The 19,929-nt window shown below is 63.0% G+C and carries 16 protein-coding genes, 2 tRNA genes and 2 pseudogenes; 8 read left to right on the forward strand and 12 right to left on the reverse strand.

The window, feature by feature from the left end:
* Nucleotides 1–34: 34 nt before the first annotated feature.
* From OKW45_RS23130 to tig, 6 genes are all read right to left on the reverse strand, one after another.
* Nucleotides 35–110, reverse strand: a tRNA-Val gene (locus OKW45_RS23130).
* 101 nt (nucleotides 111–211) lie between these two features.
* Entirely contained in the window at nucleotides 212–484 is a 273-nt protein-coding gene (locus OKW45_RS23135; RefSeq protein ID WP_018418077.1) for an HU family DNA-binding protein, read from the reverse strand.
* A gap of 317 nt (nucleotides 485–801) precedes the next feature.
* On the reverse strand, nucleotides 802–3,222 hold the full coding sequence (gene lon / locus OKW45_RS23140) for an endopeptidase La (RefSeq protein ID WP_018418078.1): 2,421 nt from the start codon (nucleotides 3,220–3,222) through the stop codon (nucleotides 802–804).
* Between the two features lie 201 nt (nucleotides 3,223–3,423).
* Nucleotides 3,424–4,695, reverse strand: a complete 1,272-nt coding sequence (gene clpX, locus OKW45_RS23145; protein WP_018418079.1) for an ATP-dependent Clp protease ATP-binding subunit ClpX — start codon at nucleotides 4,693–4,695, stop codon at nucleotides 3,424–3,426.
* Between the two features lie 195 nt (nucleotides 4,696–4,890).
* Entirely contained in the window at nucleotides 4,891–5,544 is a 654-nt protein-coding gene (gene clpP, locus OKW45_RS23150; protein ID WP_013089401.1) for an ATP-dependent Clp endopeptidase proteolytic subunit ClpP, read from the reverse strand.
* Between the two features lie 194 nt (nucleotides 5,545–5,738).
* Complete coding sequence (tig, locus tag OKW45_RS23155) at nucleotides 5,739–7,085, reverse strand: trigger factor (RefSeq protein WP_018418080.1); 1,347 nt, start codon at nucleotides 7,083–7,085, stop codon at nucleotides 5,739–5,741.
* A gap of 424 nt (nucleotides 7,086–7,509) precedes the next feature.
* Here tig and OKW45_RS23160 point away from each other — a divergent pair, with 424 nt between their 5' ends.
* The 3 genes from OKW45_RS23160 (at nucleotide 7,510) to OKW45_RS23170 (ending at nucleotide 9,576) form a co-directional block, all read left to right on the forward strand.
* On the forward strand, nucleotides 7,510–8,655 hold the full coding sequence (locus OKW45_RS23160; protein WP_429471370.1) for a glycerate kinase: 1,146 nt from the start codon (nucleotides 7,510–7,512) through the stop codon (nucleotides 8,653–8,655).
* A gap of 64 nt (nucleotides 8,656–8,719) precedes the next feature.
* Complete coding sequence (locus OKW45_RS23165) at nucleotides 8,720–9,172, forward strand: MarR family winged helix-turn-helix transcriptional regulator (RefSeq protein ID WP_429471372.1); 453 nt, start codon at nucleotides 8,720–8,722, stop codon at nucleotides 9,170–9,172.
* Nucleotides 9,173–9,288: 116 nt separating this feature from the next.
* Nucleotides 9,289–9,576: a hypothetical protein gene (locus OKW45_RS23170; RefSeq protein WP_018418083.1), complete on the forward strand. Its 288-nt coding sequence runs from the start codon at nucleotides 9,289–9,291 to the stop codon at nucleotides 9,574–9,576.
* A gap of 120 nt (nucleotides 9,577–9,696) precedes the next feature.
* Here the strand turns inward: OKW45_RS23170 and OKW45_RS23175 are convergent.
* Nucleotides 9,697–9,783 (reverse strand) — tRNA-Leu (locus OKW45_RS23175).
* Nucleotides 9,784–10,024: 241 nt separating this feature from the next.
* Here OKW45_RS23175 and OKW45_RS23180 point away from each other — a divergent pair.
* Nucleotides 10,025–10,861 carry a squalene/phytoene synthase family protein gene (locus tag OKW45_RS23180; protein ID WP_429471374.1) on the forward strand — a complete coding sequence of 279 codons (837 nt, stop codon included), beginning with the start codon at nucleotides 10,025–10,027 and terminating at the stop codon, nucleotides 10,859–10,861.
* Between the two features lie 35 nt (nucleotides 10,862–10,896).
* On the opposite strand, the pseudogene OKW45_RS23185 reads toward OKW45_RS23180, so the two are convergent.
* The 3 genes and pseudogenes from OKW45_RS23185 to OKW45_RS23195 form a co-directional block, all read right to left on the reverse strand.
* Nucleotides 10,897–11,045 (reverse strand): annotated as a pseudogene (locus OKW45_RS23185) (DUF1501 domain-containing protein); the annotation flags it as partial.
* A 57-nt stretch (nucleotides 11,046–11,102) separates the two neighbouring features.
* Nucleotides 11,103–11,580, reverse strand: a pseudogene (locus OKW45_RS23190) (DUF1800 family protein); the annotation flags it as partial.
* A gap of 99 nt (nucleotides 11,581–11,679) precedes the next feature.
* Complete coding sequence (locus OKW45_RS23195; RefSeq protein WP_429471376.1) at nucleotides 11,680–12,006, reverse strand: hypothetical protein; 327 nt, start codon at nucleotides 12,004–12,006, stop codon at nucleotides 11,680–11,682.
* A gap of 227 nt (nucleotides 12,007–12,233) precedes the next feature.
* Here OKW45_RS23195 and ompR point away from each other — a divergent pair, with 227 nt between their 5' ends.
* The 3 genes from ompR to OKW45_RS23210 all read left to right on the forward strand — a co-directional run bounded on the left by ompR (nucleotide 12,234) and on the right by OKW45_RS23210 (nucleotide 14,986).
* Nucleotides 12,234–12,968 carry an osmolarity response regulator transcription factor OmpR gene (ompR, locus tag OKW45_RS23200; RefSeq protein WP_006048917.1) on the forward strand — a complete coding sequence of 245 codons (735 nt, stop codon included), beginning with the start codon at nucleotides 12,234–12,236 and terminating at the stop codon, nucleotides 12,966–12,968.
* A 43-nt stretch (nucleotides 12,969–13,011) separates the two neighbouring features.
* Nucleotides 13,012–14,361, forward strand: a complete 1,350-nt coding sequence (locus OKW45_RS23205) for an ATP-binding protein (RefSeq protein WP_018418086.1) — start codon at nucleotides 13,012–13,014, stop codon at nucleotides 14,359–14,361.
* Between the two features lie 76 nt (nucleotides 14,362–14,437).
* The gene (locus tag OKW45_RS23210; protein ID WP_018418087.1) at nucleotides 14,438–14,986 is read left to right on the forward strand and encodes a peroxiredoxin; all 549 of its coding nucleotides are present in this window, start codon (nucleotides 14,438–14,440) and stop codon (nucleotides 14,984–14,986) included.
* A 37-nt stretch (nucleotides 14,987–15,023) separates the two neighbouring features.
* On the opposite strand, the gene ispF is transcribed toward OKW45_RS23210, so the two are convergent.
* Both ispF and ispD read right to left on the reverse strand, forming a co-directional pair.
* Nucleotides 15,024–15,503 (reverse strand): 2-C-methyl-D-erythritol 2,4-cyclodiphosphate synthase, encoded by a 480-nt coding sequence (gene ispF / locus OKW45_RS23215; RefSeq protein WP_184003502.1) that lies wholly within the window; start codon nucleotides 15,501–15,503, stop codon nucleotides 15,024–15,026.
* Between the two features lie 81 nt (nucleotides 15,504–15,584).
* The gene (gene ispD, locus OKW45_RS23220) at nucleotides 15,585–16,298 is read right to left on the reverse strand and encodes a 2-C-methyl-D-erythritol 4-phosphate cytidylyltransferase (RefSeq protein ID WP_429471378.1); all 714 of its coding nucleotides are present in this window, start codon (nucleotides 16,296–16,298) and stop codon (nucleotides 15,585–15,587) included.
* Between the two features lie 121 nt (nucleotides 16,299–16,419).
* Between ispD and mfd the strand changes: the two genes are divergently transcribed.
* Nucleotides 16,420–19,899: a transcription-repair coupling factor gene (gene mfd / locus OKW45_RS23225; protein ID WP_429471380.1), complete on the forward strand. Its 3,480-nt coding sequence runs from the start codon at nucleotides 16,420–16,422 to the stop codon at nucleotides 19,897–19,899.
* Nucleotides 19,900–19,929 lie beyond the last annotated feature (30 nt).

The following is a 19,929-nucleotide window of genomic DNA, read 5'->3' on the forward strand; positions in this document are numbered from 1 at the left end:
TTGCGACTGGAAACACCGCAGCCGAATCTGAAACTGGTGGGTGCTGAGAGGCTCGAACTCCCGACCTACGCCTTGTAAGGGCGCCGCTCTACCAACTGAGCTAAGCACCCGTTTCGTGATTCAGTGCTTGATGTGTTTTCTGCCTTGCCGCTGCCCTCCCCGTGAATCGTTCATGCAGTCGGGTTAAGTAATTCCTCAAGCAGCGAGCCCATTAGTTTAGCGCATCCTTCAGAGCTTTGCCAGGCCTAAATTTAGGAACCTTTGCTGCCTTGATTTTGATCGCGGCGCCCGTGCGCGGATTGCGTCCGGTGCGCGCGGTGCGCTTGCCGACCGCGAACGTGCCAAAGCCGACCAACGTCACAGATCCGCCCTTCTTCAACGTGTTTTTGACGCCCGCGATGACTGCATCGAGCGCACGGCCCGCCGCGGCCTTCGAAATGTCGGCTTGCTGTGCGATGTGATCGATCAATTCCGTCTTGTTCATTCAAACCCCCGTGAATGTTTATTGGCAATCGTGACAGTGCTTTCCAGCACCTCCCGCCACGCGGCCGGCGCGAACGCCAGGCCGCCTCATTAGAAACGGCCGAAACCCCTGTGTCAACCGGGGTTGAGCCTGATCGGCGTATTTTAGAGGGGCGCTTTTGTCACAGTATGTTGCAGCGGAAAGACTGGCGATGCAGCCTGGCGACGAAGCCGCGCGGGCAAAAAAAACCCGCGGCTCTTGACCGCGGGTTTTCTGCTTCAGCGAACGACACCGCTGCGAATGCTTTGGCTTCAGCGCATTCTGATGCGCATTGAATCTTAGTGCTTGACGACGTCCGTCGCGGCATCCTTGCCCGGCTCAGCCCCAACCGGCGCCGAGGGCTTCGGTTCTTCTTCCGGTAACGCCTGCGGTACACGTTCGAGCGCAAGTTCGAGCACCTTGTCGATCCAGCGGACCGGCACGATTTCGATCGCGTTCTTCACGTTGTCCGGAATCTCCGTCAAGTCCTTGACGTTTTCTTCCGGAATCAGCACCAGCTTGATGCCACCGCGATGCGCCGCCAGCAGCTTTTCCTTCAGGCCGCCGATCGGCAGAACTTCGCCACGCAGCGTGATTTCGCCCGTCATCGCGACATCGGCGCGCACCGGAATACCGGTCAACACCGACACCAGCGCGGTCGTCATCGCGATACCAGCCGAAGGACCATCTTTCGGCGTCGCGCCTTCCGGCACGTGGATGTGAATGTCCTGCTTCTCGAACGCTTCGTCCTTGATGCCAAGACGACGCGAACGCGAGCGCACGACCGAGCGCGCCGCTTCGACGGATTCCTTCATCACGTCGCCGAGCGAACCCGTGCGGATCACGTTGCCCTTGCCCGGCATCACCGCGGCTTCGATGGTCAGCAGATCGCCGCCCACTTCAGTCCACGCGAGACCCGTGACCTGGCCCACCTGATTTTCCTTCGCGGCCAGACCGAAGTCGTACTTGCGCACGCCGAGGAACGTGTCGAGGTTGCTGCCGTCGACCTTCACCGCGCCTTCCGCCTTCTTCAGCAGAAGCATCTTCACGACCTTGCGGCAAATCTTCGAAATTTCACGCTCGAGCGAGCGGACGCCCGCTTCGCGCGTGTAGTAACGAATGATGTCGCGGATCGCAGTTTCCGTCACATCGACCTCGCCATCCTTGAGGCCGTTGTTCTTCTTCTGCTTCGGCAGCAGATAACGCTGCGCGATGCTGACCTTCTCGTCTTCCGTATAACCGGACAGACGAATCACTTCCATCCGGTCGAGCAGCGGCGGCGGAATGTTCAGCGAGTTCGACGTCGCCACGAACATCACGTCCGACAGATCGAAGTCGACTTCGACGTAGTGGTCGGCGAACGTGTGGTTCTGTTCCGGATCGAGCACTTCCAGCAGGGCCGACGACGGATCGCCGCGGAAATCCTGACCCATCTTGTCGACTTCGTCGAGCAGGAAGAGCGGATTGCGCACGCCGACCTTGGTCAGGCTTTGCAGAATCTTGCCCGGCATCGAACCGATGTACGTGCGACGGTGGCCACGAATCTCGGCTTCGTCACGCACGCCGCCCAATGCCATGCGCACGAACTTGCGGTTCGTCGCGCGCGCGATCGACTGACCGAGCGAAGTCTTACCAACGCCCGGGGGCCCCACGAGGCATAGGATCGGCGCCTTGACCTTGTCGACACGTTGCTGGACCGCGAGATACTCGAGAATGCGTTCCTTCACCTTCTCGAGACCGAAGTGGTCTTCGTCGAGCACGCGCTCCGCATTCGACAGGTCGTTGTTGACCTTGCTCTTCTTGCGCCACGGCAAGCCGATCAGCGTGTCGATGTAGTTGCGCACGACCGTCGCTTCCGCCGACATCGGCGACATCAGCTTGAGCTTCTTCAGCTCGGCGTCGGCCTTCTTCTTCGCTTCCTTCGGCATGCGGGCGGCCGTGATGCGCTTCTCGAGTTCTTCGAGATCCGCACCTTCTTCGCCTTCGCCGAGTTCCTTCTGGATCGCCTTGACCTGTTCGTTCAGGTAGTACTCGCGCTGACTCTTCTCCATCTGACGCTTCACGCGCCCGCGGATACGCTTTTCGACCTGCAGGATGTCGATCTCGGCTTCGAGTTGCGCGAGCAGATGCTCCAGCCGCTCGATCACCGGGAACATCTCGAGGATGTGTTGCTTCTGGTCGAGCTTGAGCGGCAAATGCGCCGCGATCGTGTCGGCGAGACGCCCTGCCTCGTCGATACCCGACAGCGAGGTCAGGATCTCCGGCGGGATCTTCTTGTTCAGCTTCACATACTGGTCGAACTGCGACACGATCGCGCGACGCAGCGCTTCGGTTTCAGCGCTGTCGGCGTGGTCAGGTTCGAGCGGCATGACTTCGCACGAGAACTGCGTTTCCTGTTCTTCGATGGAAAGCGTCTTCGCGCGCTGCAAGCCTTCGACGAGCACCTTCACGGTACCGTCGGGCAGCTTCAGCATCTGCAGGATGTTGGCGATACACCCTACTTCGTACATGTCCTTTTCGGTCGGCTCATCTTTCGCAGCCGTCTTCTGGGCGACGAGCATGATGTGCTTGCCGCCTTCCATTGCTGCTTCGAGAGCCTTGATCGACTTCGGGCGGCCTACGAAGAGCGGAATCACCATGTGCGGGAAAACGACTACGTCGCGCAGCGGGAGCAGCGGCAGCGTAATGCGTTCCGGCGGGAGGAGTTGGGTTCCTGACATTTCATTTCCCCATGAGTGGAATCAGTTCGTTCGATAGGTGAGGCCAGCAGAAAATATTGCAAGCCTCCGCGTGTGGGAAAAGTTCAGTGACTCCGAAGGTTTAGTGACTCCATAGTTGAGAACAACCAGCCTGACCACACGATAAACGAAAAAGCCGTTCACGTCGCCATGAACGGCCTTTTTGCACAACTCGAAAGCCGATCAGTTCGAACCCGCGACCTTTGGCGCGTCTTCGTAGATCAGCAGCGGTTTGCCGTCGCCGTCGATAACGTTGTCGTCGATGATGACCTTGCTGACACCTTTCATTTGCGGAAGGTCGTACATCACCTCGAGCAATGCCTGTTCCAGAATCGAACGCAGGCCCCGCGCGCCCGTCTTGCGGCGGATCGCCTTGCGCGCCACGGCCTGCAACGCGGCCGGACGGATTTCGAGCTCGACGCGCTCCATGCTGAACAGCTTGTGATACTGCTTGACCAGCGCGTTCTTCGGTTCAACGAGAATCTTCATCAGCGCCGCTTCGTCGAGCTTGCCGAGCGTGGCGACCACCGGCAGACGGCCGATCAGTTCCGGAATCAGGCCGAATTTGATCAGATCTTCCGGCTCGACTTCGCGCAGCACTTCGCCGGCGTCGCGGTCCTGCTTGCTCTTCACGCTCGCGCCGAAACCGATGCCGGTCTTCTCGGTGCGATCGACGATGACCTTCTCGAGGCCGTCGAACGCACCGCCGCAGATGAACAGGATGTTGGTTGTATCGACCTGGATGAAGTCCTGGTTCGGATGCTTACGGCCACCTTGCGGCGGCACCGACGCCATCGTGCCTTCGACCAGTTTCAGCAGAGCCTGCTGCACACCCTCGCCCGACACGTCGCGTGTGATGGACGGGTTGTCGGATTTGCGACTGATCTTGTCGATTTCGTCGATGTAGACAATGCCGCGCTGGGCCTTGTCCACCTCATAATTACAATTCTGCAGCAGCTTCTGAATGATGTTCTCGACGTCTTCGCCGACATAGCCGGCTTCCGTCAGCGTGGTCGCGTCGGCAATGACGAACGGCACGTTCAGAAGGCGAGCGAGCGTCTGCGCAAGCAGCGTCTTGCCGGAGCCGGTCGGGCCGATCAGCAGGATGTTGCTCTTGGACAGCTCGATTTCATCCTTCTTGTCGAGATGCTTGAGGCGCTTGTAGTGGTTGTAGACCGCGACCGCGAGGATCTTTTTCGCGCGCTCCTGACCGATCACGTACTGGTCGAGAATTTCGCGGATTTCCTGCGGGGTCGGCAGATCGGACTTGGACAAGCCGGCCTCGATGCCCGCACCTGCAGCCTCGTCACGAATGATTTCGTTGCACAGATCGATACATTCATCGCAGATGAATACCGACGGGCCAGCAATCAGTTTCTTGACCTCATGCTGGCTCTTGCCGCAAAACGAGCAATACAACAGCTTTTCGCTGTTAGAACCTTTCTTGTCCGCCATAGATGTGTGAGCCTCCGGACACCGGATTACATAATACGCCGTTTGCCCCCACCACGCAGTTTGGGCGCGGCAGGGCTAGTGAGCACGATAACGGCGCTTGCCGCAGACGCCCGGACGGAAGTTGAACATTCACAACCGACCCGAAGACGGTTTTGCCGCAACAGTGGGCAAAACAGCAGGCAAAACCGTACCAGATCAGGGACGCTTGTGCGCCACCTGGTCGACGAGGCCGTACGCCTGCGCGTCATCGCCGGACATGAAATTGTCACGATCGGTGTCACGCGCGATACGTTCGACGGGCTGACCGGTGTGGTGCGCGAGCAGATGATTCAACCGATCCTTCAGGTACAGGATTTCACGCGCCTGGATTTCAATGTCCGATGCCTGGCCGCGCGCGCCGCCGAGCGGCTGATGAATCATCACGCGCGAATTCGGCAGCGCGAAACGCTTGCCCTTCGCACCGGCCGCGAGCAGGAACGCGCCCATGCTCGCCGCAAGCCCCATGCACAGCGTCGAGACGTCCGGCTTGATGAACTGCATCGTATCGTAGATCGCCATACCGGCAGACACGGAGCCGCCCGGGCTGTTGATGTAGAAGTAGATGTCCTTGTCCGGATTCTCGCTTTCGAGAAACAGCATCTGCGCAACCACCAGATTGGCCGTCTGGTCGTTCACTTCGCCCACGAGGAACACGATGCGTTCCTTCAGCAGACGCGAATAAATATCATAGGAGCGCTCGCCCCGGCCGCTCGTTTCCACGACGATCGGCACCAGACCGAGTGCCTGCGCTTCGAGATCCCGGGACGACTGGGAGGTCAACGTGTCCAGCATTTGGGCGCGAAAGGTCATGCAATGGATCCTTGTCTGGAAATATTCTGAATATTAGCTGCTGGACACAGGTTGGTGCGACGAGCCCGTATTCAAGTGCCGTCTTCTTGTGCGCCGCACGACCGGATCCGGTACGTCACACAGATTCATGGCACAAAAAAACGGCGTGCGGGCCGTCGGTCGCTCCGACAGCCGGCACGCCGTTCCAGCGACGCTTACGCTTGCGCCGTTGCGCTTGCCAGTTCCTCGAAGCTCACTTCCTTGTCCGTCACCTTGGCCTTGCTGAGGACGAAGTCGACGACGTTGGCTTCAACGACATACGCTTCCATTTCAGCAAGACGTTGCTGGTTGGAATAATACCAGCGGACGACTTCCTTCGGGTCTTCGTAGCTTTTCGCGAATTCATCGACTTCGGCACGGATCTGCTCCGGCTTCGCCTGCAGTTCGTTCGCCTTCACGAGCTCGGCCAGCACGAGACCCAGCTTGACGCGGCGTTCGGCCTGCTCCTTGAACATCGCGGCCGGGATCGGCGCGTCCTTCGCGTTCGGCACGCCGCGCTGTTCCAGATCCTGGCGAGCCATCACGACGAGGCGCTCCTGATCCTGCTCGATCAGCGCGTTCGGGACGTCGAGCTCCGAGATTTTCAGCAGTGCGTCCATCACCTGGTTCTTGACGATGGCTTGCGTGCGGCGCTTCGCTTCGCGCTCGAGGTTGTCCTTGATTTCAGCGCGCATCTTGGTCAGATCGCCGTCTTCGATGCCGAGCGTTTTCGCGAATTCGCCGTCGACTTCCGGCAGATGCGGCCATTCGATCTTCTTCATCGTGATCGTGAATTGCGCCGTCTTGCCCGCCACTTCCTTGCCATGGTAGTCGTCCGGGAACTTCAGATCGAATTCCTTCGCTTCGCCGACCTTCAAGCCGAGCGCCGCTTTTTCGAATTCCGGCAACATGCGGCCTTCGCCGAGGATGAAGCCGAAGTCTTCGGCGCTACCGCCCTGGAATGCTTCACCGTCGATCTTGCCGACGAAGTCGACCGTCACGCGGTCGCCGTCTTTGGCGGCCGTGTCCGCGCCGCCGTCGCCGTGCTCGCCTGCCTCGCCGCGAGCGTGGAAGTGCACGCGCTGTTTGCGCAGGATGTCCAGCGTGCGGTCGATTTCCGCTTCGCTGATGCTGGTCATGGTGCGCTCGATTTCAGCCGTGGCGACGTCGCCCAGCTTCACTTCCGGATACACCTCGAAGGTCGCGTCGAACGCGTAGCTGCCTTCAGCAGCGTCGGTCTTCGGCGCGAAGCTCGGCTGACCCGCGACACGCAGGTTTTCGGTGCGGCTGATGTCGAAAAATTCCTTGCCGACCTTGTCGCTCAGCACTTCGGCTTCCACCTGGCCCGAATACTGTTGCGTCACCATCTTGAGCGGCACCTTGCCCGGGCGGAAACCCGGCATGCGCACGTTCTTCGCGAGTTGACGGATACGCGAATCCACTTCCTTCTGCACGGCATCCTTCGGCAGGGAAATCGTCACGCGGCGTTCGAGCTTGCCGAGGTTTTCAACAACGTTAGCCATGGCTTCAATCGTCCTAAAATTATTCGAGCGAATCAGTTATCTTCTCCGTGCTGCCCGTCGATGTCGCTTCGCATCGATTTGCGCCGATTGCATCGATCACGCACCTGCGCCGCGGGCTTGCAGGCCGTCGGCAGCACGGTTGAGTCCAAAGAGCCAAATATTTTAGCAAACTATTTGCGCGCCTAGCCGGGATTCGATGATTGCATCGAGTTTTCCCTGCATTCCGGGCGTTTTGAGGGCCATTTTCGGTTAGTTTCGACACAGCGAGTGCGAGCGTCATGGCGGCGATCCCGCCTATGCCTTTCGACATATTCATCCGACGCCCCCATGCTGATAAGCTAACGCACTCGGTCGGGCCGCCTCCGCCGGTCGCTTCATCCGCTCCAGCAACTGCTTACAACGACTCAAACGTCCCAGAGACACCATGCCGAATTCGTCGCCCTCGCCTGTCGTCGTCATCGCTCCCGATTCATTCAAAGGCTCGCTCAGCGCGGAACAAGTCGCGCAGGCGATCGCATCCGGCATCCAGCGCGCACGCCCCGACGCCAGCGTGCGCATCTGTCCGATGGCCGACGGCGGCGAAGGCACGCTCGACGCAATGCTCACCAGCGGCGGCGAGCGCCGCACGCTTAGCGTGCGCGGCGCGGCCGGTCCGACGCGCGCAGCGCTGACAGGCCTGCTCACGGACGGCAGCGCCATCATCGAAACGGCGGAAATCGTCGGCATTACGGACACCACCGGCATGGGCCTGCCGGTCGAGGCGCGCAGTACGCGCGGCATGGGCGAAGCGATTCGCGCGCTGCTCGATGCCGGCGTGCGGCGCTTTTTCGTCGCGCTCGGCGGCAGCAGTACGAACGACGGCGGCGCCGGCCTGCTGACCGGCCTCGGCTTGCAACTGTTCGACGCGCAAGGCAACGTACTCGAAGGCACACCCGAGCAGCTTGCGCGCGTGGCGCGGGTCGATGCGTCGCTCCTCGACGCGCGGCTTGCCGACACGCAGTTCGTCGGCATGTCGGACGTCGACAATCCGTTGACCGGCGAGCACGGCGCGACCGCGATCTTCGGTCCGCAAAAAGGCGTGAAGCCCGAACAGGTCGCACCGATCGACGCGGCGCTCGCGCGCTTCGCCGATCTGCTCGAAGCCGCACTCGGCCGCACGGCGCGTGACCTGCCGGGCGCGGGCGCGGCGGGCGGCCTCGGCTTCGCATTGCACATGCTCGGCGCGCAGTTCGAGCCCGGCGCGGAAACCGTCGCGCGGCAAATCGGCCTCGACGCCGCGCTCGCGGGCGCCGACTGGCTGATCACCGGTGAAGGCCGTTCCGACGTACAGACGCTGCACGGCAAGGCGCCATTCGTCGCGTGCGCGCACGCGCGCGCCGCGGGCGTGCCCGCCACGCTGCTGTCCGGCGCGATTGACCCCGCCGCGCTGCCGCGTCTTGCCGAATACTTCAGCGGCTGCTTTTCTCCGGCGCCGGGGCCGATCACGCTCGACGTCGCAATTCGCGACGCGGCGCGCCTGCTCGCCAACGAAGCCGAGCAGCTGACGCGCCTGAAATACGGCGTGCGTTGACCCGCGAAACGGTTGCCCCCAACAATCACAGCGCCACGACCGTTCCACTCATCACGGGATGACCATGAAGGACTCCGCCAAAGCCGGGCTCGAGCAGTTCCTCACGTATCGTCTGCATGTACTGAACAAACTGGCCGAGCGCGGCATCAGCGCGCGCTACGCGGCGAAGCTCGACGTGACGCTGCCCGAAGCGCGGGTGATTGCGTCGGTGGGATCGTTCGGACCGTTCTCGATCATGGAGTTGGCACGCCATGCCAATCTCGACAAAAGCCAGGCGAGTCGCGCGGCCGAAGCGCTGATCCGTCAGGGACTCGTGCAGCGCGAATCGAGCGCCGCGGACGGCCGCGTCGTGCTGGTCTCGCTGACGCAGGAAGGCCGCGCGCTGTATCGCAAAGTGATGCCGATCGCGCGCAAGTGGAACGTCGATATGTTCGACTGCCTCGACGACGAAGAAAGGGCCGCGTTCGGCGCGGCGCTCGACAAGGTGATCCGTGCCATGAACGCGCGGGAGCGATAGCGCGCGGCGAACCGGCCGTGTTTGAAAAGCGCCGTTTCACGGCATTGGGCGGCGCGTGTCAGAATTGAGCCTCGGCCAACGCGCCTTCACCCTCTTTTTCATCCGGGGACGCTTCAGTGGACATCAACAAACAGATCGCGGCACTCACCGCGTCGGAACTCCAGACCGCCGGCGCGAGCCAGGCGACCGCGATCGCGGTCAGCGTCGTGCTGCGTCATCTTCGTTCGCCGGAACTGGCGAAACTGCTGTCGTCGGCATTTGAAAATCATCAGGCGGTGATGCTGCAAACGCCGTGGCCGGACCAGATGCTGCAGGCGTTTGAGTCGACGCGCCGTTTCCTCGAAGGCGCCGCGCAAGCGGAATTGCCGGGCTCGGAGGAAGCGCCGCGAACGCCGGGCGCCTGAGTCGCACGGTCGTAATGAAAGGCAGCGGAGCAACACTGAGGTCTTTCAGAGGACCGCGCAAAAAAGAAAAAACCCCGTCGGTCCAAAGACTTGACGGGGTTTTTCTTGACTACCAATCAGTGGTGCGAGGGAGGGGACTCGAACCCCTACACCCTTGCGGGCGTCAGGACCTAAACCTGGTGCGTCTACCAATTTCGCCACCCTCGCAGCCGGGTACGCCGCGATGCGTCGCGCCCGATTGTCCTGTGCACTTCCAGGCGAGCCTAACACGTGCCCGAAACGTGCCCGAAAGCGTAAGCGCGAGATTCTAACTGATTGATTCGCGCTTGTCTGCACCCGGCGGTATCTGCGCGCGCGACGCCGATGCTACAATTTTCGGCTCGTCGAGAGGGGCGCCGCGACGGACGTCGGCGCCCTTCTCGCCAGTCCTTCCCCACACTCTCATCCCGTGAATTTCGACGACTATTGCCAGCAGAAAGCGGCGCCCCCAGGATCGAGCACCTACTATGCGCTTCGCCAAGCGCGCGCCGCCAGTCAGCCGCTGTTGACGGCGCTCTTCGCATTGCGTCGCGAGTTCGAGGAAACGGTCAAGGAGACGAGCGATCCCGCAGTCGGCCGCACGAAGCTCGCGTGGTGGCAGAAAGAAATCGCCGCGCTGGCCGCGGGCTCGCCGTCGCATCCGGTGTCCAAGGCACTCGCGGCCTATCTGCCCGACGCGCAGGCCGAATATCCGGCTCTGCAGGAACTGCTCGCGGGCTTCGAGATGGATCTCGACCAGGCACGCTATCTCGACTATCCGAACCTGCGGCGCTATGTGCATGGTGTCGGTGGCAATTTTGCGTCGCTGGTGTCGCGCGCGGCTGCAACCGGATCGGCCGACGATGCCGCGCAAGCGTCGGCGTGGGCCGCTCCGCTCGGCGAGGCGCTGATGCTCGCGCAGTTCGTCGCCGAAACCGGCAACGATGCCCGGCACGGCCGCATCTACGTTCCGATCGACGAGATGCAACGCTACAACGTCACCGCCGCCGATCTGATCAATCGCAAATACACCGACGCTTTCACCGAGCTGATGCGGTTCGAAACGCATCGCGCGCGCGACGCGGTGCAGACCGCGCTCGCCGCGGTGCCCGCCAGCGCGCGGCGCGCGCAGCGCACGCTGCTCGCGCTCGCGGCGCTCGCATTGGCGTTGCTCGATGAAATCGAGCGCGACGGTTATCACGTGCTGCATCAACGCATCGCGTTGACGCCGATCCGCAAGCTATGGATCGCCTGGCGCGCGAAGTAGCTTGAGCGCCGGGCGCGTCGATTCGCGCCCAGCGCTCACGCCCGCAGCAACGGCAGCGGCTCGAACCGCTGCTGCAGAATCGCAGGCGCGTCCAACCCCCACCAGGGCCCGAGCACCGTCGCATAAAGCTGGCGTCGAGCCGCGCAAGCATCGGCGGCACGCCAAACAAACCGCCCTGCACGCGCAGCGTCAGCTCGATGTCATAACCGCTCGTGCGAAACTGCGCGGCGATCGGCTCGAGGCGTGCCGGGTCCAGCGTGTCGAAGATGAACTCGCGCCAAAGCTTCGTCGTGACGAACGTCGCGGTCTCGGGCCGCGCGCCACACGTATGCCTGCATATCGGGATCGAGACTCCAGCCGGTGTAGGCGCGTGCGGCCTCGACAACGTTGCGCTGCGTATAGCGCCCCTCGCCGAGCGTGAACAGCTCCATCACTTCGCGCGCGAAATTTTCGTTGGGCTTGCCCGTGCGATTGGACCCATCGTCGAGGCACAGCAGCATCGCCGGATCGCGCACCCACCATGCTCGTAAAAGTTCGTAACGCTGTCCCAGCAGCTTTTGTTGCTCGTGACGCTGATCCGGCGTCCATGCGTTGCGCTCGGCGCGCGTTGGGATCGGCTCGAATACCGAGTCGGGAGGTCGCGATATCGCTTCGCTGCGCGCACTCGTGAGTGGCGTGACATCGTGAGCCGAGGCGCCTATATGCACGAAGAAGCGCACAAAAACGCGCCGCTGCTGGCGACTCAACGGAGCAGCGGATCAGAAAGTGGACGCTGAAGATACAACGGGATTTTTCACGCGGAGATGCGCGCGCTGGGATTAACGCTTGTACAACTCGCGCACGGCGTCTTCGATGTGCTGCCGTAACAGCCGACGCTCTTCGGGCGTCATATGCCCGTCGCGGCGACGTTGATCGAGATCGGGGGGAACCGCGGTGCGGAGCATCGCGTCAGAGGCAGGGTGATCGATGCCCGGGTTGTGGCGGCTGGTTCTGCCATTGCCCGAGCGGGGCGCATGCTCGCTCGCCGTTCTATCCGCGGACGGCTGCGCATGGGCGAGCGTCGGGCCCAGTGTGCCTGCGAGCGTACCGGCAACCGCCAGTGCAATCACGCTCAGGCGCACGTTTGGCCAAACCCCTCCCTTCATGTTGTTCCCTTCGTGGCGCGGCAACCGGCTACCTCAGATGCGTATACAAACCCCGGTAACAGCCGGGTGCGAGAGTTTTGTCGAGTGAAGTATCCACCGAACAGCCGCATTCAGTAAAGCAGTCTAAACGCGCATACTTTACGTCGCGCCACGCCGCGGGTAAATTTTGTAACCGACTGTAACCCCAGAAATGGTGTAACCGCGCACCACTTTCTAATCGCGCTAAGATGCCGACCATGGAAACCAAAAACCCTTCGAAAATCCTCGTCGTCGACGACGATCCACGCCTGCGCGATCTTCTGCGCCGCTATCTCGGCGAACAAGGCTTCAACGTCTACGTCGCCGAAAACGCGCCGTCAATGAACAAGCTCTGGGTGCGCGAGCGCTTCGATCTGCTGGTGCTCGATCTGATGCTGCCCGGTGAGGACGGCCTGTCGATCTGCCGGCGACTGCGCGGCAGCAACGACCGCACGCCGATCATCATGCTGACGGCCAAGGGTGAGGATGTCGATCGCATCGTCGGCCTCGAGATGGGTGCCGACGACTACCTGCCCAAGCCATTCAATCCACGCGAACTGGTCGCGCGCATTCACGCGGTGCTGCGTCGTCAGTCGCCGTCCGAATTGCCGGGTGCGCCGTCGGAGACCACCGAGGTGTTCGAGTTCGGCGAGTTCGCGCTCAATCTCGCCACCCGCACACTGACCAAGGCCGGCCAGGAAATTCCGCTGACCACCGGTGAGTTCTCGGTGCTGAAGGTATTCGCGCGTCATCCGCGTCAGCCGCTGTCGCGCGAAAAGCTGATGGAACTGGCACGCGGCCGCGAATACGAGGTCTTCGACCGCAGCCTCGACGTGCAGATCTCGCGTCTGCGCAAGCTGATCGAGCCGGATCCGGGCAGCCCGCGCTTCATTCAGACCGTGTGGGGCCTCGGCTACGTGTTCATCCCCGACGGTGCAGCCTGAGTTTGTGCTCCGTTTTCGTTTCTGTGTCACATAAGAAGGGCCCATGCGGATCGACCGGCGCCTCCTGACGCTCGCGTTCGGCGGCCTTTTCTGGCGGACCTTTCTGCTGATCGCGCTGTTGATCGCGGTCAGTCTCGCCGCGTGGTTCCAGAGCTTTCGCGTGATCGAGCGTGAGCCGCGCGCGCAGCGCGTGGCTCTGCAACTCGTCGCGATCGTCAAGCTCACGCGCACCGCACTCCTCTATTCCGATCCCGACCTGCGGCGCGCGCTGCTGCAGGATCTGGAGAGCAACGAAGGGGTGCGCGTGTACCCGCGCGAAGCCACCGACAAATACAAACTCCAGCCCGACGAATCGTTGAATCGCCTGATCGAGCACGACATCCGCGGCCGTCTCGGCGACGACACCATCATCGCGCAGAGCGTCAACGATATCAACGGCGTATGGATCAGCTTCAAGATCGACGACGACGATTACTGGGTCGCGCTCGACCGCGACCAGCTCGACAACGCCACCGGCCTGCAATGGGCCGGCTGGGGCGTGTTCGCGCTTGCGCTGTCGCTGTTCGGCGCGGCGTTCATCACGAGTCTGGTGAACCGGCCGTTCGCGCGTCTGGCGATGGCCGCGCGCCGGGTCGGCTCGGGGCAATCGCCCGAGCCGCTGCCCGAGCGCGGCATGGGTGTGGCCGCCGAAACCAATCGAAGCTTCAACCAGATGGTGCGCGACCTCGAACAGCTCGAGGCGGACCGCGCGCTGATGCTCGCGGGCATCTCGCACGATCTGCGCACGCCGCTCGCACGGCTGCGGCTCGAGACCGAAATGAGCCCGTCCGATCAGGCCACCAAGGACGCGATGGTCGACGACATCGAGCAGATGGACATGATCATCGGCCGCTTCCTCGACTACGCGCGTCCCGTGCAGCGTGTGCCGGAGCCGGTGGACCTCTCGGTGATCGCGAGCGAACTCGCCGCACGCATGCAAAGCGAGGACAGCATGCGGTTGATCACGCGGCTCGCTCCGTCGGCGGTGATCGAGGCCGATGAAACCGACATGCGTCGCGTGGTCGGCAATCTGCTCGAGAACGCGCGCAAATATGGGCTCAGCGACGGCGACGGGGTGCCACACGTGATTCTCGAAACGCGCGTGTCGCACTCGCGCGTCGAACTCTCGGTGGTCGACGAAGGCCCCGGCATTCCCGAAGACCAGCTCGCGCTCGTCACGCGGCCGTTCTATCGTGTGAATTCGGCGCGCACCCAGGCCAACGGCACGGGCCTCGGCATGGCGATCGTGCAGCGGCTCGTCGCCCGTTATCGCGGCGCGCTGCGGCTGCGCAACCGCTCGCCCGGACCAGGGCTTGAAGTGACGATCGAGTTTCCGCTCGCGAAAAGCGCGTGAGCCGACGACGCGCGGCACCGCGCGCCGTCGCCATTCGAAACACGCCGCTTGTTGCGACTTCCGAAGGAGTCTTTGCATGAAAACCGTTGGCGATAAACTCGAAGCGTTCACCGTCATTGCCGCCAAGCCGGGCTTCAACCATCACGAAGAACACGGCGTCTCGGCGTTCGAATACATCACCGAGCAGTCGTTTCCAGGCAAATGGAAAATCATTTACTTCTATCCGAAGGATTTTTCCTTGGTCTGCCCGACGGAAATCGTCGAATTCAGCAAGCTCGTCAAGGAGTTCGAGGACCGCGAGGCCGTGCTGCTCGGCGGCAGCGTCGACAATGAATACGTGAAGCTCGCATGGCGCCGCGAGTACAAGGAGCTCGACAGGCTCAACCACTACTCGTTCGGCGACGTGAAAGGCGAACTGATCGACCAGCTCGGCGTGCGCGACAAGGAAGCGGGCGTCGCGCTGCGCGCGACCTATATCGTCGATCCGGACAACACGATCCAGCACGTGTCGGTCAACAATCTGTACGTGGGCCGTAATCCCGAAGAAGTGCTGCGCATCCTCGACGGCCTGCAAACGGACGAGCTGTGTCCGAGCAATCGGGCAATTGGTGGCGCGACGCTGTAAGCGGCACCGCCCGTCACCCAAACAAGAATCCCGTCGTTCAGCTCCTGACCAACAACACCGCGGCCTGCGCCTCGATACCCTCGCCGCGGCCGAGATAACCGAGCTTCTCGTTCGTCTTCGCCTTGACGTTCACGCGCTCGATCGGCAGACCGAGGTCCGCCGCGATATTGGCGCGCATCCCGTCGATATGCGGTGCGAGCTTCGGCGCCTGCGCGATCACGCTGCTGTCGACGTTGCCGATCGCAAAGCCGGCCGCCTTCACGCGCGCCACGCATTCGCGCAGCAGCACGCGGCTGTCGGCGCCGGCGAACTTCGCGTCGGTATCGGAGAAGTGGCGGCCGATATCGCCCAACGCGGCCGCGCCAAACAGCGCGTCGGTGATCGCGTGAAGCAGCACATCCGCGTCCGAGTGACCGAGCAACCCGCGCTCGTACGGAATCGTCACACCGCCGATGATCAGCGCGCGTCCCGGCACCAGCGCATGCACGTCGTAGCCTTGCCCAATTCTGAAATCCATGTGCGTCACGTCCTCAAGTGCTGAAGGTTTTAAAGCCTCTTTAAAGCCTTTCTAAATCTTTCCAATGTGCCAGACGCGGTATCACGGACCGGCGGGGCGGCTCAGAATCGCCTCGGCCAGATCGAAATCTTCCGGATACGTGACCTTGAAGTTACGCAGGCTGCCTTGCACGAGCTTCGGCGCGTGGCCCGACCATTCGATCGCGCTCGCCTCGTCGGTCAGATCGTGGCCGTCGGCCTGCGCGCGCAGGATCGCCTCGCGCAGCATGCCGATGCGGAACATCTGCGGCGTCTGCGCCTGCCACAAGCCGTCACGCGCTTCGGTATGGGCGATGCGGTCATCGGCCGACGCGCGGTCGATACGCTTCAAGGTATCGGCGACCGGCAACGCCATGATGCCGCCGACCGCATCGTCCTTGAGCGAACCGATCAGCGTACGGATCAGCGCCGGCGTGATGCCCGGCCGGGCTGCGTCGTGCACGAGCACCCAGTCGCCGTCGTGGGCGCCGAACTCGGCGAGCGCGTGCAAACCGTTGAGCACCGACGCCTGGCGCGACGCGCCGCCCACGCGACGCACCGCGAAGCGCAGATTGCCGAAGCGGCGGGCGTCGAAGTGCTGGTCGTCGGGCGCGATGACGACCAGCGTCTGCGTGAATTCGCTGCACGCGTCGAACGCGGCGAGCGAGTAATGCAGCATGTCGCGGCCGGCGACAGTGCGGTATTGCTTGGGCATCGCGGCGCCGGAACGGCTGCCGGTGCCCGCGCACGGGATCAGGGCAAAGAGACGGGAAGTCACGAGTGCGGATGCCGCCAGGTCAAAGTAAAGGACGGATTTTATAATACGTCCTTCGCATCCACGCCCGTACACGCGTAAACTTGGCCGTCGCGTGAGCCCCGAGCCGCCCTTTTTTTCCTTTATGCCAGACATCGCCGCATCCTCGCAGTCCTCCCCGCCCGTCGCGCTCGTCAAGGCCGGCCAGCGTTTCGCCTTCGACGGCACGCGCGGTTCGTCCGACGCCCTGCTGATCGCCCGCTACCATCTTGCGTATCGCGAGAAGATGCCGCTGCTTGCGGTGGTCTGCGAAAGCGCGGTCGACGCGCAGCGGCTGTCGCAGGAAATCGGCTTCTTCGCGCCGGACGCGCGCGTGCGCCTCCTGCCCGACTGGGAGACGCTGCCTTACGACACGTTTTCACCGCACCAGGACCTCGTGTCCGAGCGACTCGCGACGCTGCACGATCTCGGCGAAGGCCGCTGCGACATCCTGCTCGTGCCGGCCACGACGGCCTTGTACCGGATGCCGCCTGCATCGTTTCTGGCCGCCTACACGTTCTCCTTCTCGCAAGGCGAGCGGCTCGACGAAGCGAAACTGAAGGCGCAGCTGACGCTCGCCGGCTACGAGCACGTGAGCCAGGTGGTGCGTCCCGGCGAATATTGCGTGCGCGGCTCGCTGCTAGATCTGTTCCCGATGGGCTCGCCACTGCCCTACCGGATCGACCTGTTCGACGACCAGGTCGACTCGATCCGCGCGTTCGACCCCGACACGCAGCGCAGCGTCTATCCGGTCAAGGACGTGCGCCTGCTGCCGGGCCGCGAATTCCCGTTCGACGAGGCCGCGCGCACCGCCTTCCGCAGCCGCTGGCGCGAGACTTTCGAGGGCGATCCGAGCCGCGCGTCGATCTATAAAGACATCGGCAACGGCGTGCCGTCGGCGGGCATCGAATACTATCTGCCGCTGTTCTTCGAGGAGACGGCCACCCTCTTCCATTACTTGCCCGACGGTTCGCAACTCGCGTTCGTCGGCGATCTGGACGCGGCGATCCGGCGCTTCACCAACGACACGAAGCAGCGCTTCAATTTCCTGTCGCACGACCGCGACCGGCCGATTCTCGAACCGCAGAAGCTGTTCCTGTCGGATGAGGATTTCTTCACGTTCGCGAAACCGTTCGCACGGCTCGTGCTGCCCACCAACGGCGACGGCGCCTGGTCGATCGCGCTGCCGAACCTCGCGATCGATCGTCACGCCGACGATCCCGTCTCGGCGCTGCGCGCGTATCTGACCACGACGCCGAACCGCGTGCTGTTCGCCGCCGAATCGGCGGGCCGCCGCGAGACGCTGCTGCAACTGCTCGCCGACAACCAGCTGAGGCCCGCCTCGGCCGACAGCTTCGCCGACTGGCTCAAGAGCGACGCGCGTTTCTCGCTCGGCGTCGCGCCGCTCGCGAACGGCTTCGCGCTGCCGGGCGACGGCATCGCGATCATCACCGAAACCGAGCTGTACGGGCCGCTCGCGCGCCGCGCGGGACGCCGCCGCCAGGAACAGGCGAGCAACGTCGATTCGATGGTGCGCGATCTGTCCGAGCTGAAGGTCGGCGACCCGGTCGTGCATTCGCAGCACGGTATCGGCCGCTACATGGGTCTCGTGACGATGGATCTCGGCGAAGGCGAAACCGAGTTCCTGCACCTCGAATACGCGGGCGACAGCAAGCTCTACGTGCCGGTCGCGCAATTGCACGTGATCTCGCGCTATAGCGGCGCCGATCCGGAAAGCGCGCCGCTGCATTCGCTCGGCTCGGGCCAGTGGGAAAAGGCCAAGCGCAAGGCCGCGCAGCAGATCCGCGACACCGCCGCCGAGCTGCTCAACCTGTACGCCCGCCGTGCCGCCCGCGAGGGCCACGCGTTCGCGCTCGAACCGAAGGACTACGTGAAGTTCGCCGAGAGCTTCGGTTTCGAGGAAACGCCGGACCAGGCCGCCGCGATCGCGGCCGTGATCGGCGACATGACGAGCGGCAAGCCGATGGACCGGCTCGTGTGCGGCGACGTCGGCTTCGGCAAGACCGAGGTCGCATTGCGCGCGGCGTTCATCGCGGTGATGGGCGGCAAGCAGGTCGCGCTGTTGGCGCCGACCACGCTGCTCGCCGAACAGCACACGCAAACCTTCAGCGATCGTTTCTCCGACTGGCCGGTGCGCATCGCCGAGCTATCGCGCTTCAAGTCGACCAAGGAAGTGAACGCGGCGATCCGGCAGATCAACGAAGGCGCGGTCGACATCGTGATCGGCACGCACAAGCTGCTGTCGTCCGATGTGCAGTTCAAGCGGCTCGGGCTCGTGATCATCGACGAGGAGCATCGCTTCGGCGTGCGTCAGAAGGAGGCGCTGAAAGCGCTGCGCGCGGAAGTCGACGTGCTGACGCTGACCGCGACACCGATTCCCCGTACGCTCGGCATGGCGCTCGAAGGTCTGCGCGATTTTTCGGTGATCGCAACGGCGCCGCAAAAGCGCCTCGCGATCAAGACCTTCGTGCGGCGCGAGGAAGACAGCGTGATTCGCGAAGCAATGCTGCGCGAGTTGAAGCGCGGCGGCCAGGTCTACTTCCTGCACAACGAAGTCGAGACGATCCAGAATCGCCGGCAGATGCTCGAAGAGCTGGTGCCCGAAGCGCGCATCGCGGTCGCGCATGGACAGATGCACGAGCGGGAACTGGAGCGGGTGATGCGCGACTTCGTCGCGCAACGCGCGAACGTGCTGCTGTGCACGACGATCATCGAAACCGGCATCGACGTGCCGAGCGCGAACACGATCCTGATCCACCGCTCCGACAAGTTCGGCCTCGCGCAATTGCATCAGCTGCGTGGCCGCGTCGGCCGCTCGCATCACCAGGCGTACTCGTATCTGCTCGTGCACGATCCGCAGGGGCTCACCAAGCAGGCGCAACGGCGGCTCGAAGCGATCCAGCAGATGGAGGAACTCGGCTCGGGCTTTTATCTCGCGATGCACGACCTCGAAATTCGCGGCACCGGCGAGGTGCTCGGTGACAAGCAGTCGGGCGAGATTCACGAGATCGGCTTCCAGCTTTATACCGACATGCTCAACGACGCAGTGAGGGCGCTCAAGAACGGCAAGGAGCCAGACCTCACCGCGCCGCTCGCCGCGACCACCGAGATCAACCTGCATTCGCCGGCGATCCTGCCGTCGGACTATTGCGGCGACGTGCAGGAACGTCTGTCGCTGTACAAGCGCCTCGCGAACTGCGAACACAACGATTCGATCGACGGCATCCAGGAAGAGCTGATCGACCGCTTCGGCAAGCTGCCGCCGCAGGCGCATGCGCTGGTGGAGACGCATCGACTGCGGCTCGCCGCGAAGCCGCTCGGCATTTCGAAGATCGATGCCGGTGAAGCGGTGATCGGCCTGCAGTTCATCCCCAATCCGCCCGTCGACGCGATGCGGATCATCGAGATGGTGCAGAAGCACAAGCACATCAAGCTCGCGGGTCAGGACAAGCTGCGTATCGAAACACGCAGTCCGGATCTCGCGGTGCGCGTCGCGACCGTCAAGGAGACCTTGCGCGCGCTCGGTTCGCCGAGCCGCGGCACGGCGGCGGCGCCTGCTCGCTGAGCGCGGCACGCTGCGCGCACAGGCTCGTGA

It is taken from the genome of Paraburkholderia lebeckiae (genome assembly GCF_050436225.1).
GTDB classification, from domain to species: Bacteria; Pseudomonadota; Gammaproteobacteria; order Burkholderiales; family Burkholderiaceae; genus Paraburkholderia; species Paraburkholderia tuberum.

Coding starts and splice junctions, on each gene's coding strand:
- OKW45_RS23210 (WP_018418087.1), top strand. CDS start 14,438: ATGAAAACCGTTGGCGATAAACTCGAAGCGTTCACCGTCATTGCCGCC.
- ompR (WP_006048917.1), top strand. CDS start 12,234: ATGCCGACCATGGAAACCAAAAACCCTTCGAAAATCCTCGTCGTCGAC.
- OKW45_RS23135 (WP_018418077.1), bottom strand. CDS start 484: ATGAACAAGACGGAATTGATCGATCACATCGCACAGCAAGCCGACATT.
- clpX (WP_018418079.1), bottom strand. CDS start 4,695: ATGGCGGACAAGAAAGGTTCTAACAGCGAAAAGCTGTTGTATTGCTCG.
- OKW45_RS23195 (WP_429471376.1), bottom strand. CDS start 12,006: ATGAAGGGAGGGGTTTGGCCAAACGTGCGCCTGAGCGTGATTGCACTG.
- OKW45_RS23165 (WP_429471372.1), top strand. CDS start 8,720: ATGAAGGACTCCGCCAAAGCCGGGCTCGAGCAGTTCCTCACGTATCGT.
- tig (WP_018418080.1), bottom strand. CDS start 7,085: ATGGCTAACGTTGTTGAAAACCTCGGCAAGCTCGAACGCCGCGTGACG.
- mfd (WP_429471380.1), top strand. CDS start 16,420: ATGCCAGACATCGCCGCATCCTCGCAGTCCTCCCCGCCCGTCGCGCTC.
- OKW45_RS23160 (WP_429471370.1), top strand. CDS start 7,510: ATGCCGAATTCGTCGCCCTCGCCTGTCGTCGTCATCGCTCCCGATTCA.
- clpP (WP_013089401.1), bottom strand. CDS start 5,544: ATGACCTTTCGCGCCCAAATGCTGGACACGTTGACCTCCCAGTCGTCC.
- lon (WP_018418078.1), bottom strand. CDS start 3,222: ATGTCAGGAACCCAACTCCTCCCGCCGGAACGCATTACGCTGCCGCTG.
- ispF (WP_184003502.1), bottom strand. CDS start 15,503: ATGGATTTCAGAATTGGGCAAGGCTACGACGTGCATGCGCTGGTGCCG.
- OKW45_RS23205 (WP_018418086.1), top strand. CDS start 13,012: ATGCGGATCGACCGGCGCCTCCTGACGCTCGCGTTCGGCGGCCTTTTC.